This is a genomic window from Streptomyces sp. NPDC107575, from assembly GCF_055657265.1.
In genome coordinates, this window is the sequence record NZ_JBVKBG010000011.1 from 173,779 (window position 1) to 189,032 (window position 15,254).

Below are 15,254 nucleotides of genomic sequence, written 5' to 3' on the forward strand. Positions count from 1 at the left end.
AACCAGTCGGTCACAAAGCGTTTGTGATCACGCAACACCGGTCCTGCACAGTGGACTCATGAGTAATGAGACGCAAGTTGTCACTGTTGTCCTCTGCTGCGCCGCCGCCCTGCTCGCCGTGGCCGCCGCCGGTTTCCGTCTGCTCCGGTCAGAACGCCAGGAGCACGCGCCACCGACGGCGGATACCGGCGCCCGGCCGCCCGCCTCCCCGGAGGCCGCGGCCGGGCCGCTCGACCCGGCGAGCAGCGCGCTGTGGCGGATGCGGACGACCGTGCGGGACGAGCCCGGTTCGCTGGCGGCGCTGTGCACTGTGCTCGCCCGCGCGCGGGTGGACATCCTGAGCCTTCAGACGCACCCGCTGGCCGAAGGCACCGTGGACGAGTTCCTGCTGCGCGCGCCCGAGGAGCTGACCTCGGACGAGCTCGCCGGGGCCGTCGCGGGCGCGGGCGGCGCCGACACCTGGGTCGAGCGGGCCGACGCCCACGACCTGGTGGACGCCCCCACCCGGATCCTCGGCCTCGCCACCCGCACGGCCCTGGACGCCGCAGAACTCCCGCTCGCGCTGCGTCAGTTGCTGGGCCGCTGCACCATCAGGCAGCTGCCCGCGAAGGCCGCCGCCGCGTCCGGGGCGCCGGTCGAGGGCGGCTTCGACGACACCGTGCTGCGGCTGCGCACCCCGGAGGGCGGGGTCATCGCGGTGGAGCGGCCGCAACTGCCGTTCACGCCGACCGAGTTCGCCCGGGCCCGCGCCCTCGTGGAGCTGGACACCCGGCTCGGCCCGCGGGTGCCGGACGGCCAGGACGTCCTGACCCTGCCCGAGGGCAACGACATCACCGTGCGGCGCGCCGACGTCGGCGACCTCGCCCTGGCGAGGGCGATGCACGAGCGGTGCTCGCAGGCCACGCTCGCCAACCGCTACCACGGGCCCGTCGCCGACGCGGACCGCTATCTGAACCACCTGCTCAGCCCGCGCCACGGCCGCACCCTGGCCGCGCAGACGGCGTCGGGCCGGATAGTGGCCCTCGGCCATCTGCTGTGGGACGGCGACGAGACCGAGGTCGCGCTGCTCGTGGAGGACGACTGGCAGCGCCGGGGCATCGGCGCCGAACTCCTCGGCCGCCTGGTCTCGATGGCGGTCGAGGCGGGCTGCGACGGCGTGTACGCGGTGACGCGGTCGGCCAACACGGGCATGGTCGCGGCGATGCGCGGCCTCGGCCTGCCCCTCGACTACCAGATCGAGGAGGGCACGCTGGTGATCACCGCCCGACTCGATGCGGCGCCGGTGGCGTCCCCGCGTCCGTACGCGAACGAGGGCGCGTACGAGCCGGCCGAGCAGCACCGCTGACGGCGCGGGCGGATCCGGCCCCGGCGCCCAGCGCCCGGTCCAGGTCCGCCCACAGGTCCTCGACGTCCTCCAGGCCGACCGAGAGCCGCAGCAGCCTGTCGCCGACGCCCGCCGCCCTGCGGTCGTCGGCGGCGACCACCCGGTGGCTGATCGAGGCCGGGTGCTGGATCAGCGAGTCGACGCTGCCGAGGCTGACCGCCGGGGTGATCAGTTCGACTCCGGCGGTCACCGCGTGCGGGTCGCCGGCGACCTCGAAGGCGACCATGGCACCGCCGATCCGCGGGTAGTGGACGCGGGTGACGCGCGGGTCGGCGGCGAGCCGCCCGACGAGCTCGGCGGCCGTCGCCGAGGCGGCACGCACGCGTACCGGCAGGGTGGCAAGCCCGCGCAGCAGCAGGTATCCGGCGAGCGGGTGCAGCACCCCGCCGGTCGCGAAGCGCACCTTGCGCAGCTCGCGCGCCATCGCCTCGTCGCAGGCCACGACGCCGCCGAGGACGTCCCCGTGTCCGCCGATGTACTTGGTGGCGCTGTGCAGGACGAGCCGGGCGCCGCTCCCGGCGGGCCGCTGCAGCACGGGCGTCGCGAACGTGTTGTCGACGAGCAGCGGCACCGAACCGCAGGCGTGCGCGACGGCCGCGAGGTCGACCTCCGCGAGCGTCGGGTTGGCGGGCGACTCCACCATGACGAGGCCGGTGTCGGGACGTACCGCGTCGGCGATCCCCGCCGGGTCGACCCAGGTCACCTCGGAGCCGAGCGCCCCCGCCGTCAGCAGATGGTCGCTGCACCCGTACAGCGGGCGGACCGCGACGACATGGCGCAGGCCCGCCGCGAGCCGGACGAGGAGCACCGCCGTCAGCGCCGCCATGCCGCTCGCGAACGCGACCGCGCTGTCCGTGCCTTCGAGGCGGGCGAGCGCGGTCTCGAAGCGGGCGACGGTCGGGTTGCCGAGGCGGCCGTAGACGGGCGGCCCGTCGTCGAGGGCGCCGTCGGCGGCGAACGCGTCGATGCGGGCGGCCTCGCCGCGGGTGTCGTACGACGGATAGGTGGTGGACAGGTCGAGGGGCGGGGCGTGCAGACCGAGGGCGGCGAGGTCGTCGCGGCCCGCGTGCACGGCTTCGGTGGCGAAGGCCCGGGTACGGGCGCCGCTCATGTCCCAGTGCGTATCCATGGTCGGCATCCTGAACAACGGGCGGGGCCCGTGGTTCAACTCCCGTGCTACGTTCGGCCGATGACCGACTCCGTCGTACTCGATCCGGTCGACCTGGACATACTGCGGCTGCTGCAGAACGACGCCCGCACCACGTACCGGGACCTTGCAGCGCAGGTCGGCGTCGCGCCGTCCACGTGCCTCGACCGGGTGAACCGGCTGCGGCGCGGCGGCGTGATCCTCGGGCACGTGCTGCGGCTCGACCCGGCGAAGCTGGGCCGCGGCCTGGAAGCGCTGCTCTCGGTGCAGGTGCGCCCGCACCGCAGGGAGCTCGTCGGGCCGTTCGTCGAGCGGGTCCGCGCGCTGCCCGAGGCCCGCACCGTGTTCCATCTGACCGGGCCCGACGACTACTTGGTGCATGTCGCCGTCCACGACATGGCCGATCTGCAGCGGCTCGTGCTCGACTCGTTCACCTCGCGCCCCGAAGTGGCGCGCGTCGAGACCCGGTTGATCTTCCAGCAGTGGGAGTGCGGACCGCTGCTTCCGCCTGCGGCGAATCTTGGTGACGCGACCACCTGACGCGTACGAGGATGTGTCGCATGCCACACACCGCGAGCTCCCAGTCCCCCACCGCCCGACTGCCCCGTCAGGTCGCCGACGCCTTCGTCGACGCCATGGTCGCCCTCGATCCCGTCGAGGGCACGTTCCTGGGCGTCCGGGAGTCCCACAGCAGGCTGCCCGACCTCTCCCCCACCGGACTCGCCGCCGTCGCGGACCTCGCGCGCGAGACCCTCGCCGGGCTCGACGAGGCGGAGCGCGCGCCCGGCGCCGACAGCGACGTCGAGCGGCGCTGCGCCCGGCTGCTGCGCGAGCGCCTGACCGCGACGCTCGCGGTGCACGAGGCGGACGAGCACCTGCGCGAGGTCTCCAACCTCGGCTCCCCGATCCACAATGTGCGCGAGGTGTTCACGGTCACCCCGACCGACACGGACGAGGACTGGGCGGCGATCGCCGAGCGGCTGCGCGCGGTGCCCGCCGCGTTCGCCGGCTACCGGGAGACCCTCGCGCTCGGCCTGGACCGCAAGCTGCACGCGGCGCCGCGGCCGACGGAGACGTTCATCGGCCAGCTCGACGAGTGGCAGGGCTGGTTCGAGGAGTTCGCGGCCGCCGGGCCCGAGGCTCTGCGCGGCGAGCTGGCCGAGGCGGCCCGCACCGCGGACGCCGCGACCGTCGAACTGCGCGACTGGCTGCGGGACGTGTACGCGCCCGCCATCGAGGGCGCCCCGAACGTGGTGGGCCGCGAGCGCTACGCACGCTGGTCGCGCTACTACAACGGCACGGACCTCGACCTGGACGAGGCGTACGCGTACGGCTGGAGCGAGTTCCACCGGCTGCTCGCCGAGATGCGCACGGAGGCCGAGAAGATCCTGCCCGGCGCCGCGACACCGTGGGTGGCGCTCGCGCACCTCGACGAGCACGGGCGGCACATCGAGGGCGTCGACGAGGTCCGGCAGTGGCTGCAGAAGCTGATGGACGAGGCCATCGGCGCGCTCGACGGCACACACTTCGAACTCGCCGACCGGGTGCGGCAGGTGGAGTCCTGCATCGCCCCCGCAGGCAGCGCGGCGGCCCCCTACTACACGCCGCCGTCGGAGGACTTCTCGCGCCCCGGCCGCACCTGGCTGCCGACGATGGGCCAGACCCGCTTCCCCGTCTACGACCTGGTGTCCACCTGGTACCACGAGGGTGTGCCGGGCCACCATCTCCAGCTCGCCCAGTGGGCCCATGTCGCCGGTGACCTGTCCCGCTACCAGGCGACGCTCGGCATCGTCTCCGCGAACGCGGAGGGCTGGGCGCTGTACGCGGAGCGGCTGATGGACGAGCTGGGCTTCCTCACGGACGCGGAGACCCGGATCGGCTACCTCGACGCGCAGATGATGCGGGCCTGCCGCGTCATCGTCGACATCGGCATGCACCTGGAGCTGGAGATCCCGGCGGACTCGCCGTTCCACCCCGGCGAGCGCTGGACGCCCGACCTCGCGCAGGAGTTCTTCGGCGCGCACAGCAGCCGCCCCGCGGACTTCGTGGAGAGCGAGCTGACCCGCTACCTGTCGATCCCGGGCCAGGCGATCGGCTACAAGCTGGGCGAGCGGGCGTGGCTCCTCGGCCGTGAGCGCGCGCAGGCCGCACACGGCGACGCCTTCGACGCGAAGGCGTGGCACATGGCGGCGCTGTCACAGGGCTCGCTGGGGCTCGACGACCTGGTGGACGAGCTGTCGAAGTTGTAGTGGCTAACCGAGTGTTCGGCGGAAGCCGCCCTCCGAGTCGATGACCTGTCCGGTGATCCACGCGGCCTCGTCCGTGGCCAGCCACGCGATGAGCCGCGCCGGATCGTCGGGCATCCCCCACCGCTTGGCGGGGAACAGCTCGGCGATGGAGTCGTACGCCTCTCCGTCGAGGTAATCGGTGTCCACGGGGCCGGGGTTGACGGTGTTCACGGTCACGAACTGCTGGGCGAGGGTCGTGGCGAGGGAGCGTGTGATCGACGCGAGCGCGCCCTTCTGCAGGGCGTACGCGATCTCGCCCGGCATGCCGTCGGCGATGTCCTGACCGGAGGTCATCATGACGACGCGGCCGCCCGGCACCGCATCCCGGTGCCGGGCGAAGGCCTGCACGAGCAGCACCACGGAGCGGGCGTCGACGGCCCAATGGGCGTCCAGCATCGCGGCGTCGACGGTGTCGAGCGTGCCGTCGGAGCCGCTGAGGGCGTGGTTGGCGACGACGATGTCGAGCCGTCCGCCGAGCGCTTCGGCGGCGTCCCGGATCAGGCGTGCGGGGGCGTCGGGTTCGGTGAGGTCCGCCGGGCCGTGCGCCACCACGGCGTCCTGATCGCCGCGCACGGCCCGCACGGCGTCGGCCACGTCGGCGGGCCGGTCGGCGCCCCACGGCATCGCCTCGTCGTGCGCCACGTGGTGGTGCAGATACACGCCCGCCCCGTACGCGACGAGGCGGCGGGCCACGGCGAATCCGATGCCGCCGCGCCGGCTCGCACCGGTGACGAGCGCGGTGCGGCCACGCAGCGGGAGGGGGTCGCGGCGGAGTTCGGCCGGGGTGGGCTGGGGGAGTTTCGGCATGTCCCGGATCATGCCCGACCGACCCCTTCGACCTGAACCGAATTCCCGCCCGCCTATGCTGACTTCATGGACGCAGCCCCTGCCGCCCGCGCCACCGCACCGCCCCGCCCGCCCTTCGTCGACGAGCACCGGATCGTGGTCGACGCGCCCGCCGAGCGGGTGTGGCCGGTCCTTGCCGCCGAGTTCGGCAGCACCGGTGGCCGGAGCTTCGAGACGTACGCGAGGTTCATCGGCGCGCGGCCGCTGCGCTCGCACGGGGCACCGCTCACCGAGGGCTCGACGCTCCCGGGCTTCGCGGTGACCGACGTCGTTCCCGGCCGTTCGGCCCGGCTCGTCGGACGCCACTTCTACTCGCGCTACGAGCTGACCCTCGACCTGTCCGAGCGCCCCGGCGGCACGCTGCTGCGCGCCCGGACGTACGCGGCGTTCCCCGGACCGCTCGGCAAGGTCTACCGGCTCCTGGTGATCCGCTCGGGCGGGCACCGCGCACTGATGGTCCGCCGATTGGCGGCCGTGGGCAGGCGCGCCGAGCGGGCCCGCTGACCCGTCCGGCGCACCGCGATCGGACCTCTCGAGAGGCGAACCGGCCGAAACTGTGAGTGCCTGGGTGGTGACGGAACGCGTATCCGTCATTCTTCCGTCTCACCCAAGGAGTCTTCATGTCGACCATGATCAAGCTGGGTCTCACGGCAGCTGCGGCCGGTATCGCCGTCCTCGGAACCGCCGGCCTGGCCGCCGCCGACACCGACCCGTTTGGCGTGGCTCAGAATTCGCCCGGTGTGGTCTCCGGCAACAACCTTCAGATCCCGGTCCACGTCCCGGTCAACGCGTGCGGCAACAGCCTCAACGTCGTCGGCCTGCTCAACCCGGCCGGCGGAAACCTCTGCGTCAACAAGTGACGCACACCCCCGTGCGGTGACGCCCCGCGCCGGCCCGGCCTTCTGGCCGGGGACCGGCGCGGGGCTTTTACACGCCCGGGATCCCGCGCTGGCGCACCACCGAGCCGTCCCGCCCCTTCACGACCTCCAGCTGCGCGTGCACACGGCGCCGCAGGTCGCCGACGTGGCTCACGATGCCCACGCTGCGGTCCCGCTCGCGCAGGGAGTCGAGGACGTCGAGGACCTCGTCGAGGGTCTGGTCGTCCAGGCTGCCGAAGCCCTCGTCGATGAAGAGCGTGTCGAGGCGGACGCCGCCCGCCTCGTCCGTGACCACGTCCGCGAGGCCGAGCGCCAGGGCGAGCGAGGCGAAGAAGGTCTCGCCGCCGGAGAGCGTCGCCGTGTCCCGCTCGCGGCCCGTCCACGCGTCCACGACATGCAGGCCGAGACCCGAACGGCCGCGCCCCGCAAGCGAGTCGGAGTGCACCAGGGTGTAGCGGCCCGAGGACATGCGGCGCAGGCGCGCGGTCGCCGCCGCCGCCACTTGCTCCAGTCGGGCGGCCAGCACGTACGACTCCAGGCGCATCTTGCGCTCGTTGTCCGCGGCGGTGCCGGCCGCGAGGGACGCGAGGCGGGCCACCCGGTCGTACGTCTCGCGCAGCGGGCCGAGGCGGCGGGCCTCGGTGGCGGCGCGGCGGGAGAGCCGGTCGAGGTCGGCGCAGCGGCGCTGGGCCGCGTCGCGCGCGGAACCCGCGGCCCGCACGCGCGCGTCGGCCGCCTGCGCGGCGGTCTGGGCCGCGGCGACATCGGCCGCCGGTCCGCGGGCCGCCTCGGCGGTGTCCTCCTCGGCGAGCACCGCGCGGACGGCCGCCTCCTCCGACTGCCGTGCGTCCAGGCGGTGCTGAAGCTCCCGGTACCGGGCATCGTCGAGCAGGGCGACGGCCGCCGCCTGCGGTGTGTCGAACCCGGCCCGGAACGCGGCGTCGGCGAGTCGCGCGTCCGCGTCCTTGAGCCGACGCGCCGTGTCCTCGACGGCGCGGGCCGCTTCGGCCGCCTCGGTGAGCAGCGCGGCCCGGCGCTCCAGCTGCCCCGCGCGCGCCTCGACGCTCTCCGCGCCGCCGCGCGCCTGCGCCAACTCCCCCTCCAGACCGGCCTGTTCACGGTCGAGCGCCTCACGAAGCGAGGTCCGGCCCGCCGTCCGCTGCGCGGCCTCCTGCCGGGCGGCGAGGCGACGGTCGTGCTCGGCCTCGGCGCGGGCGAGCGCCTCGCGGGCGGGATGCGCGGTGGCCGCGAGGGCGTGCGCCTCGGCGTGTCGCTCCGCCCACGCGCGGGCCGCCTCGGCGAGTTGCGCGGCGGGCGCCTCCCCCGCCGCGGCCTTCGCCGCCGCCAGCTCCTCCCGTACGCCGCCCAGGGCACGGTCCGCCTCGGTGCGGCGCGTGTCGGCGGCGCGGTAGGCGGCGAGCGCGGCCTCCTCGGCGGCCCGGTCGACGTGCCCCTCGGACTTCCGCATGGGCGCCGGGTGTTCGGTCGCGCCGCAGACGGTGCAGGCCTCGCCGTCGACGAGGGCCTCGGCGAGCTCGGCGGCGACGTCCCGCAGCCGCTGCTCCTTCAGGCCGAGCCAGTGCTCGTGCGCGGCCGCCGACTCCTCGCGGGCGCGCAGCGCGTCGGCGTCGGCGGATTCCGCGCGCTCGGCGAGCCGGTCGCGCTCGACGGCGGCGCGGGCCTGCTTGCGGGCCGGTTCGAGCTGCCCCGCGAGGTGTTCGGCGCGGGTCGCGGCGTCCTGCGCCTCGTCGACGCGGGCCTGGAGGTCGGAGCGCCGGGCGTCCCAGCCGTCGAGCCAGCCTTCGGTGTCGGCGAGCAGATCGGTGTCGGCGCGCTCCTCGCGGTCGAGGTCGGCGCGCTCGCGCGTGAGCTCCGCGAGCCGCCGCTCGGCGCGCCGCGCCGCGTCCAGTCCACCGAGTTCATGAGCGACACGCCGGGCGGCCTCGGTGAGCGCCTCGGGTGAGGTCGGGATGTCGGGGTCTCCGGTTGCGGTTGCGTCACCCGCGCCGTCCGCCACCGAACCGTCATCCGCCCAGCGCGCACCCTCCGGCCACTCCGCCCTCAGCTCCTGCCGGGCCCGCCGGTCCTCCGTCAGGGCCGTCCAGTGCGCCGCCTCCGCTTCCTCCCGGAGGTCCAGCGCCGGCTCCACCGTCGCGGCCTTGCGGGCGCGGTCCATGCGGTCCTGGATCGCGCGGTGCTCCTCGGCGCGCTCGTCCAGGGACGCCTGCCGCTCGCGGGCCTGCGCGAAGCGGAGTTGCAGGCGGTGCGTCTCCGTCGTCTCGGACAGTTCGCGCTGGGCCGCGATCCGCGCCGACTCCGCGGCGTCCAGGGCGAGATGGGCGTGCGTGAAGTGTTCGCGCGCGGTCGAGCGGGCCGTGGCCGCCCAGGTCAGGACGGCGTCCGCGGTACCGGGGTCGCCCGGCGCCGCGTCGACGGGGTCCAGCTCCACGACGGTCCCCGCCGCCTGCTGCATACGGTGCGCGTCCGCCAGCAACTCCGCGTCCCCCGCGGCCACTTGCTTCTGCGCGGCCTTGCGGTCCTCGGCGAGCCGCTGCTCCACCGCGGCGAACCGGTGCGTGTCGAAGAGGCGGCCGAGCAGCTTGCCGCGGGCCTCGGCGTCGGCCCGCAGGAAGCGCGCGAAGTCGCCCTGCGGGAGGAGGACCACCTGGCAGAACTGGTCCTTGCTCATGCCGAGCAGCTGCGTGATCTCCTCGCCGATCTCCTGGTGGGAGCGGCTGAGGTCCTTCCACTTCGCCGCCACGGCGTCGTACTCGCGCAGCCAGCTCTGCGCCTTCTCCGTGGTGAAGCCGGTGCCACGCTTCTTCGGACGCAGATGGGGCGGCTGCCGGGTGACCTCCAGGCGGCGGCCCGCGACGGTCAGGTCGAGGATGACCTCCGTGCGCACGCCCGCCTCGGCGTGGTCGCTGCGCAGGTTCTGGCCCTGGCCGCTGCCGCCCTGCCGGGCGCCGGGCACGGACCCGTAAAGCGCGTAGCAGACCGCGTCGAGGACGGAGGTCTTGCCCGCGCCCGTCGGTCCGTGCAGGAGGAAGAGTCCCGCCGCCGACAGCTCGTCGAAGTCGACCTTCTGGGTGGCGCCGAACGGCCCGAACGCCGTGATCGTGAGTGTGTGCAGCCTCACCTGGCCACCTCGCGCACCACTTCGTCCGCGCGTACGGCGTCGAACGCGGCCCGCAGCACCGCCCGCTCGTTCTCGTCGGGCCCCGCGCCCCGGACGTGGGTCACGAAGTCCTCCGCGATCTCGTGGTCGTCGCGCCCCTTGAGGCGCTCCGCGTAGCTGGCGTCCGGCTCCTCCTCGTCCACCCGGCGCGGGTCGAAGAGCAGGCTGAGGGTGTGCGGGAAGCGGTCGGTGAGGCGGGCCATCGGGTCGTCGGGCCGGACCGCGTCCGTGAGCGTCGCCTCCACCCACGACTCCTCGTGCCGGGCGAGGGCCGGGTCGTCGAGGAGATCCTGGAGGTCGCCGCGGAGGCGGGCCAGCGGGCGCGGCACGGGACAGTCGAGGCGCTCGGCCGTGACCGCGCCCTCGGCGTCGAGGTCGATCAGCCACATGCTCTTGCGGTGGTCGGCCTCCGAGAACGAGTACGGCAGCGGGGAGCCCGAGTAGCGGACCCGCTCGCCGATGACCTGGCTGCCGTGCAGATGACCGAGCGCCACGTAGTCCACCCCGTCGAAGACGCCGGACGGCACCGCCGAGACCCCGCCCACCGTGATGTCCCGCTCGCTGTCGCTGGGCGCGCCCCCGGTCACGAAGGCGTGCGCGAGGGCGACGGATCTGGTGCCCGCGGGGCGCTCCGCGAGATCGGCCCGCACGCGCTCCATGGCGGCGGCGAGCACCTGCTCGTGCCCGGCCTTCGCCACGCCGAACTCGTCCTTCACCAGCGCCGGTTCGAGGTACGGCAGGCCGTAGAACGCGACGTCTCCATGGGTGTCCGGCAGCACGATCGGCTCGCCGCAGCGGGACGGCTGCGTACGCAGGTGGATGCCGGCCCGGCCGATGAGGCCCGCGCCGACGCCGAGGCGGCGCGCCGAGTCGTGGTTCCCGGAGATCATCACCGTGGGCACGCCGAGCTCGGCGAGGCGGTGCAGCGCGTCGTCGTACAGCTCCACGGCGGCCAGCGGCGGCACCGCCCGGTCGTACACGTCACCCGACACGACCACGGCGTCGACGCCGCGCTCGCGGGCGGTGGCGACGAGGTGGGCGACGAAGTCGGCCTGGGCGTCGAGCATGTTCACGCGGTGGAACGAGCGGCCCAGGTGCCAGTCGGATGTGTGCAGGAACCTCATGGTGCACGAGGCTAACGGGTGGGTCTGACATGGCGGGGGGTTACGCCCGGGTGACCTGTTGCGGCGGATGTGGATCACGTCTCGGGGCTCTGCCCCGGACCCCGCTACTCAATCGCGGCAGAGCTTGATGTGCTCACCCGTACGCCTCGCCGCCCAGCTCGAAGCTCGCCGTGCCCGCCGTCGCGTCCGCCAGCCAGCCGCGGAAGCGGTCCACGTCCGACTCCGGGAGGCCGATCTCGATCGTGACCGCCGCCCCGTACTGGACGTCCCGTACCTCGCAGCCCGTGGACCGCAGGTCGTTCTCCATCTTGCCCGCGCGCGCGTGGTCGACCGTCACCGTGGCGAGGCGGAAGCGGCGCCGCGTCACCGTGCCGAGCGCGTCGAGGGCCTCGCCCACCGCGCCTCCGTAGGCGCGGATGAGGCCGCCCGCGCCGAGCTTGACGCCGCCGAAGTAGCGGGTGACCACGGCGACGACGTAACGCATGTCGCGGCGCGTCAGCATCTGCAGCATCGGCACGCCCGCCGTGCCGCCGGGCTCGCCGTCGTCGCTCGCCTTCTGTACGGAGGCGTCGGCCCCGATGACGTACGCGTAGCAGTTGTGGTTGGCCGAGGGGTGTTCCTTGCGGACGCGCGCGACGAAGGCCTGGGCCTCCTCCTCGGTCGCGGCGGGCGCGAGCGCGCACAGGAACCGGGAGCGGCTGATCTCTGTCTCGTGCACGCCCTCGCGGGCCACCGTGCGGTACTCGTCCTGCATCCGACCAGCGTATGCGCAGGTGACACAGGACTCGCCCCCGCCCGACGCACAGGTGACGATGTGATGGATACTCGCTCGTCGTCCCAGGCAGTCGCCCGAGTCGTCCGACAGGAAGCACCCGCACATGACCGGCACCGAGGCCGCGAGCCCGGCCGCCCCCGCAGCCACCACGAGCCGCTGGCGCTCCTGGCTGCTGGAGGGGCTCAGCGAGCAGACGGCCCGCCATCAGGGTCCGCACGGGCACGCCCCCGAGGAGCACAAGGGCCACAGGTGGTGGCGCGTGATGTGCCTGACGGGCGTGGACTACTTCTCCACGCTCGGCTATCAGCCGGGCATCGCGGCGCTCGCCGCGGGCCTGCTCTCGCCGCTCGCGACGCTCGTCCTGATCGCGCTCACGCTGCTCGGCGCCCTGCCCGTGTACCGCAGGGTCGCGAAGGAGTCGCCGCACGGCGAGGGTTCCATCGCGATGCTGGAACGGCTTCTGCCCTGGTGGGCGGGGAAGCTGTTCGTCCTGGTGCTGCTCGGCTTCGCCGCCACCGACTTCATGATCACGATGACCCTGTCGGCGGCGGACGCGGCGGCGCACGTCGTCGAGAACCCGTTCGCCCCCGCCGGTCTGCACGGCGAGAACACCTGGATCACGCTGGCGCTGCTCGCGGCGCTCGGCGCGGTCTTCCTCAAGGGGTTCCAGGAGGCGATCCGGGTCGCCGTAGTGCTCGTGGGGGCCTATCTGACCCTGAACATCGTCGTGCTGGTCACGGCCGCCGCCCATGTGTTCACCGAGCCGGTCAGGATCGGAAACTGGTGGGACGCGATGACGGCCGAGCACTCGTCCCCGTTCGTGATGATCGGCGTCGCGCTCCTGGTGTTCCCGAAGCTGGCGCTCGGCATGTCCGGCTTCGAGACGGGCGTGGCGGTGATGCCGCAGGTGCGGGGCGACTCCACGGACACGTACGCGAAGCCGGCGGGCCGCATCCGGGACACCCGCAAGCTGCTCACGACGGCCGCGCTGATCATGAGCGGGTTCCTGCTCCTGTCCAGCCTCGCCACAACGATCCTGATCCCGCAGCACGAGTTCGAGTCGGGCGGTTCGGCGAACGGACGCGCGCTCGCCTACCTGGCTCATGCCTATCTGGGCGAGGCCTTCGGCACCGTGTACGACGTCTCGACCATCTGCATCCTCTGGTTCGCCGGTGCCTCCGCAATGGCGGGCCTGCTCAATCTGGTCCCCCGCTATCTGCCCCGCTACGGCATGGCGCCCGAGTGGACGCGGGCCGTGCGCCCCCTCGTGCTCACGTTCATGGCGGCGGCGGTCGCCATCACGCTCTGGTTCAACGCGAACGTCGACGACCAGTCCGGCGCGTACGCGACCGGTGTGCTGGTCCTGATGCTCTCCGCCTCCTTCGCCTCGACGGTCGCGGTCCACCGGCACGGTCACCGCAAGTCCACGGTCGGCTTCGGCGCGATCACGGCGGTCTTCGCGTACACCCTGGTCACGAACGTGGTGGAGCGCCCCGACGGCATCAAGATCGCCCTGATCTTCATCGCGGCGATCCTCATCACGTCCTTCGCGTCCCGCGTCCACCGCGCCTTCGAACTGCGCGCGGGCGCGGTCACGTACGACGAGAAGGCCCTGCGGATCATCGACGAGGCCGCCGCCCAGGGGCCGCTGCGGATCATCGCGAACGAGCCGCACGAGGAGAGCGCGGACGAGTACCGGGTCAAGGAGGACTGCCAGCGCGCGGACACGCCCATGCCGGACGACGGCCGGGTGCTGTTCCTGGAGGTGTTCGTCCAGGACTCCTCCGACTTCACCGAGGACCTGCTCGTGCACGGCGACGAGAAGCACGGGGTGCGGCGCCTGCGGGTGCGCGGCCCCGGCGTCCCCAACACGGCCGCCGCGATCCTGATGGACCTGCGCGACCGCACCGGCGGCGTCCCGCACGCCTACTTCAACTGGACCGAGGGCCACCCCCTCGGCCACCTGCTGCGCTTCCTGGTGTTCGGCGACGGCGAGGTCGCCCCGGTCACCCGCGAGGTGCTGCGCCGCGCGGAGCCCGACCCGGAGCGCCGCCCGCGCGTGCACGTGGGCTGAGGGCCCGGGCCCACGCCCGGAATCCTCGCGCCGCGCGAGGAGTTGTCCTGTCCGTACGAAGAAACGTCCCGTCCCAGGAGGCCCCATGTACGGCGATCACGACACGGTCCGCGAGATCCTCACCGAGTCCGGGGACACCTGGGCGGTGGTCGGCCTCTCCTCGAACCGGGCCCGCGCCGCGTACGGGGTCGCCGACGTCCTGCAGCGCTTCGGCAAGCGGATCGTGCCGGTGCATCCGAAGGCGGAGACCGTGCACGGCGAGCAGGGGTACGCCTCGCTCGCGGACATCCCATTCCCGGTCGACGTGGTCGATGTCTTCGTCAACAGCGACCTCGCGGGCCCGGTCGCCGACGAGGCCGCCGCGATCGGCGCGAAGGCGGTCTGGTTCCAGCTCGGTGTCGTCGACGAGGCGGCGTACGAGCGGACGCGGGCCGCGGGGATCTCCATGGTCATGGACAAGTGCCCCGCCATCGAGATCCCGCGGCTCGGCTGACCCGCCGCGGGCGCCGTTACGCCTCCGCGTACGCCCCGTCCGTGGAGGCGCCGGAGGCGATGCCGTACTCGGGCTCCGGCACCGACGTGGGGGCCAGCAGCGTCGAGCGGCGGCCGTCCACGCCGACCGGTACGTCGCCGTCGATGGTGACGCGGCGCAGGGTGCGCGTGTGGGCGTCGGAGTCGTCGACGCCGTAGTGCTGGGTGGCCCGGTTGTCCCAGATGGCGACGTCGCCGGCGCGCCACTGCCAGCGCACCGTGTTCTCCGGCCGCTCGACGTGCGACTGGAGGACGCCGATCAGCGCGCGCGAGTCACGGGCGTTGAAGCCGGTGAGCTTCTGCAGGAAGTTGCCGAGGATCAGCGTGCGTTCGCCGCTCTCCGGGTGCACGCGCACGACCGGGTGCTCGGTCTGGAACGTGGTCGACGTGAACACCTTGCGGTGCTGTTCCAACGCCTTGGAGGGGGCCTCCGGGCGGGCCGCCGCGTAGTCGTAGTCGTTGGTGTGCACGCCGCGCAGGCTGTCGGCCAACACCCGCAGGGGTTCCGGGAGTTCGGCGTAGGCGGCCGCCGTGTTGGACCACAGGGTGTTGCCGCCGTACGGCGGGACGACCTCGGCGCGCAGGATGGAGAAGGCCGGGTAGGCGGGCACGAACGTGACGTCGGTGTGCCACTGGTTGGCGCGCCCGCCGTGCTCGTTGTCGATGCCGAGGGCATAGCGGCCGTCGACGGACGGGACGGTGGGGTGGGCGACCGGGGTGCCGAGGAGGCGGGCGAACGCCTCGTGGCTCCCGGCGTCGAGGTGGTCCTGGTCGCGGAAGAAGACGACCTTGTGTTCCACGATGGCGGCCCGGACCGCGGCCACGGTGGCCTCGTCCAGGTCTCCGCCGAGGCGGACCCCGGAGATCACGGCGCCGAGCCGGCCGCCGACCTTCTGGACGGTGATCTCGGAGGCGGTGGGCGCGGTGGCCGCTGCGGGTGCGGTGGACGTCATGGAGGAACCCCTTCACTGGGTGGGCGGGCAGGCGGTTTCCGGCGGAGCGGGGCGGGCGCTCCCGGCCATGAACAGG

General features: G+C 73.6%; 13 protein-coding genes. 7 read left to right on the forward strand and 6 right to left on the reverse strand.

Going from position 1 to position 15,254, the window contains the following annotated elements; translation table 11 throughout:
- The first annotated feature begins 58 nt into the window (after positions 1 to 58).
- Positions 59 to 1,345 (forward strand): GNAT family N-acetyltransferase, encoded by a 1,287-nt coding sequence (locus tag ACZ7L4_RS39755; RefSeq protein ID WP_472109935.1) that lies wholly within the window; start codon positions 59 to 61, stop codon positions 1,343 to 1,345.
- Here ACZ7L4_RS39755 and ACZ7L4_RS39760 read toward each other — a convergent pair.
- Complete coding sequence (locus ACZ7L4_RS39760) at positions 1,257 to 2,522, reverse strand: trans-sulfuration enzyme family protein (protein WP_472109936.1); 1,266 nt, start codon at positions 2,520 to 2,522, stop codon at positions 1,257 to 1,259. The genes ACZ7L4_RS39755 and ACZ7L4_RS39760 overlap by 89 nt on opposite strands.
- 51 nt (positions 2,523 to 2,573) lie before the next feature.
- Between ACZ7L4_RS39760 and ACZ7L4_RS39765 the strand changes: the two genes are divergently transcribed.
- A complete protein-coding gene (locus tag ACZ7L4_RS39765) occupies positions 2,574 to 3,071 on the forward strand; it encodes an Lrp/AsnC family transcriptional regulator (RefSeq protein ID WP_472109937.1) in 498 nt (165 codons plus the stop codon).
- Positions 3,072 to 3,091: 20 nt separating this feature from the next.
- The gene (locus ACZ7L4_RS39770) at positions 3,092 to 4,780 is read left to right on the forward strand and encodes a DUF885 domain-containing protein (RefSeq protein WP_472109938.1); all 1,689 of its coding nucleotides are present in this window, start codon (positions 3,092 to 3,094) and stop codon (positions 4,778 to 4,780) included.
- A gap of 3 nt (positions 4,781 to 4,783) precedes the next feature.
- Here ACZ7L4_RS39770 and ACZ7L4_RS39775 read toward each other — a convergent pair whose 3' ends face one another.
- Positions 4,784 to 5,626 carry an SDR family oxidoreductase gene (locus ACZ7L4_RS39775; protein ID WP_472109939.1) on the reverse strand — a complete coding sequence of 281 codons (843 nt, stop codon included), beginning with the start codon at positions 5,624 to 5,626 and terminating at the stop codon, positions 4,784 to 4,786.
- Positions 5,627 to 5,692: 66 nt separating this feature from the next.
- Between ACZ7L4_RS39775 and ACZ7L4_RS39780 the strand changes: the two genes are divergently transcribed.
- Together ACZ7L4_RS39780 and ACZ7L4_RS39785 are read left to right on the forward strand one after the other, a co-directional pair.
- Positions 5,693 to 6,169 carry a hypothetical protein gene (locus ACZ7L4_RS39780; RefSeq protein WP_472109940.1) on the forward strand — a complete coding sequence of 159 codons (477 nt, stop codon included), beginning with the start codon at positions 5,693 to 5,695 and terminating at the stop codon, positions 6,167 to 6,169.
- 116 nt (positions 6,170 to 6,285) lie between these two features.
- Positions 6,286 to 6,525: a chaplin gene (locus ACZ7L4_RS39785; RefSeq protein ID WP_450813283.1), complete on the forward strand. Its 240-nt coding sequence runs from the start codon at positions 6,286 to 6,288 to the stop codon at positions 6,523 to 6,525.
- 67 nt (positions 6,526 to 6,592) lie between these two features.
- On the opposite strand, the gene ACZ7L4_RS39790 is transcribed toward ACZ7L4_RS39785, so the two are convergent.
- The 3 genes from ACZ7L4_RS39790 to ACZ7L4_RS39800 form a co-directional block, all read right to left on the reverse strand.
- On the reverse strand, positions 6,593 to 9,682 hold the full coding sequence (locus ACZ7L4_RS39790) for an AAA family ATPase (protein WP_472109941.1): 3,090 nt from the start codon (positions 9,680 to 9,682) through the stop codon (positions 6,593 to 6,595).
- Positions 9,679 to 10,845: an exonuclease SbcCD subunit D gene (locus tag ACZ7L4_RS39795; protein ID WP_472109942.1), complete on the reverse strand. Its 1,167-nt coding sequence runs from the start codon at positions 10,843 to 10,845 to the stop codon at positions 9,679 to 9,681. Before ACZ7L4_RS39795 ends, ACZ7L4_RS39790 begins: the two co-directional genes overlap by 4 nt.
- A gap of 133 nt (positions 10,846 to 10,978) precedes the next feature.
- A complete protein-coding gene (locus ACZ7L4_RS39800; protein WP_472109943.1) occupies positions 10,979 to 11,599 on the reverse strand; it encodes a YigZ family protein in 621 nt (206 codons plus the stop codon).
- A gap of 124 nt (positions 11,600 to 11,723) precedes the next feature.
- Here ACZ7L4_RS39800 and ACZ7L4_RS39805 point away from each other — a divergent pair, with 124 nt between their 5' ends.
- Positions 11,724 to 13,694: an APC family permease gene (locus ACZ7L4_RS39805; protein ID WP_472109944.1), complete on the forward strand. Its 1,971-nt coding sequence runs from the start codon at positions 11,724 to 11,726 to the stop codon at positions 13,692 to 13,694.
- Between the two features lie 85 nt (positions 13,695 to 13,779).
- The gene (locus ACZ7L4_RS39810; RefSeq protein WP_472109945.1) at positions 13,780 to 14,187 is read left to right on the forward strand and encodes a CoA-binding protein; all 408 of its coding nucleotides are present in this window, start codon (positions 13,780 to 13,782) and stop codon (positions 14,185 to 14,187) included.
- Positions 14,188 to 14,203: 16 nt separating this feature from the next.
- On the opposite strand, the gene ACZ7L4_RS39815 is transcribed toward ACZ7L4_RS39810, so the two are convergent.
- Positions 14,204 to 15,178, reverse strand: coding sequence for a TauD/TfdA dioxygenase family protein (locus ACZ7L4_RS39815; RefSeq protein WP_472109946.1), 975 nt, complete (start codon positions 15,176 to 15,178; stop codon positions 14,204 to 14,206).
- Positions 15,179 to 15,254 lie beyond the last annotated feature (76 nt).

Bases quoted from the DNA above. Each gene is read 5' to 3' on its own strand.
- ACZ7L4_RS39755 (WP_472109935.1), top strand. From the start codon at position 59: ATGAGTAATGAGACGCAAGTTGTCACTGTTGTCCTCTGCTGCGCCGCC.
- ACZ7L4_RS39760 (WP_472109936.1), bottom strand. From the start codon at position 2,522: ATGCCGACCATGGATACGCACTGGGACATGAGCGGCGCCCGTACCCGG.
- ACZ7L4_RS39765 (WP_472109937.1), top strand. From the start codon at position 2,574: ATGACCGACTCCGTCGTACTCGATCCGGTCGACCTGGACATACTGCGG.
- ACZ7L4_RS39770 (WP_472109938.1), top strand. From the start codon at position 3,092: ATGCCACACACCGCGAGCTCCCAGTCCCCCACCGCCCGACTGCCCCGT.
- ACZ7L4_RS39775 (WP_472109939.1), bottom strand. From the start codon at position 5,626: ATGCCGAAACTCCCCCAGCCCACCCCGGCCGAACTCCGCCGCGACCCC.
- ACZ7L4_RS39780 (WP_472109940.1), top strand. From the start codon at position 5,693: ATGGACGCAGCCCCTGCCGCCCGCGCCACCGCACCGCCCCGCCCGCCC.
- ACZ7L4_RS39785 (WP_450813283.1), top strand. From the start codon at position 6,286: ATGTCGACCATGATCAAGCTGGGTCTCACGGCAGCTGCGGCCGGTATC.
- ACZ7L4_RS39795 (WP_472109942.1), bottom strand. From the start codon at position 10,845: ATGAGGTTCCTGCACACATCCGACTGGCACCTGGGCCGCTCGTTCCAC.
- ACZ7L4_RS39800 (WP_472109943.1), bottom strand. From the start codon at position 11,599: ATGCAGGACGAGTACCGCACGGTGGCCCGCGAGGGCGTGCACGAGACA.
- ACZ7L4_RS39805 (WP_472109944.1), top strand. From the start codon at position 11,724: ATGACCGGCACCGAGGCCGCGAGCCCGGCCGCCCCCGCAGCCACCACG.
- ACZ7L4_RS39810 (WP_472109945.1), top strand. From the start codon at position 13,780: ATGTACGGCGATCACGACACGGTCCGCGAGATCCTCACCGAGTCCGGG.
- ACZ7L4_RS39815 (WP_472109946.1), bottom strand. From the start codon at position 15,178: ATGACGTCCACCGCACCCGCAGCGGCCACCGCGCCCACCGCCTCCGAG.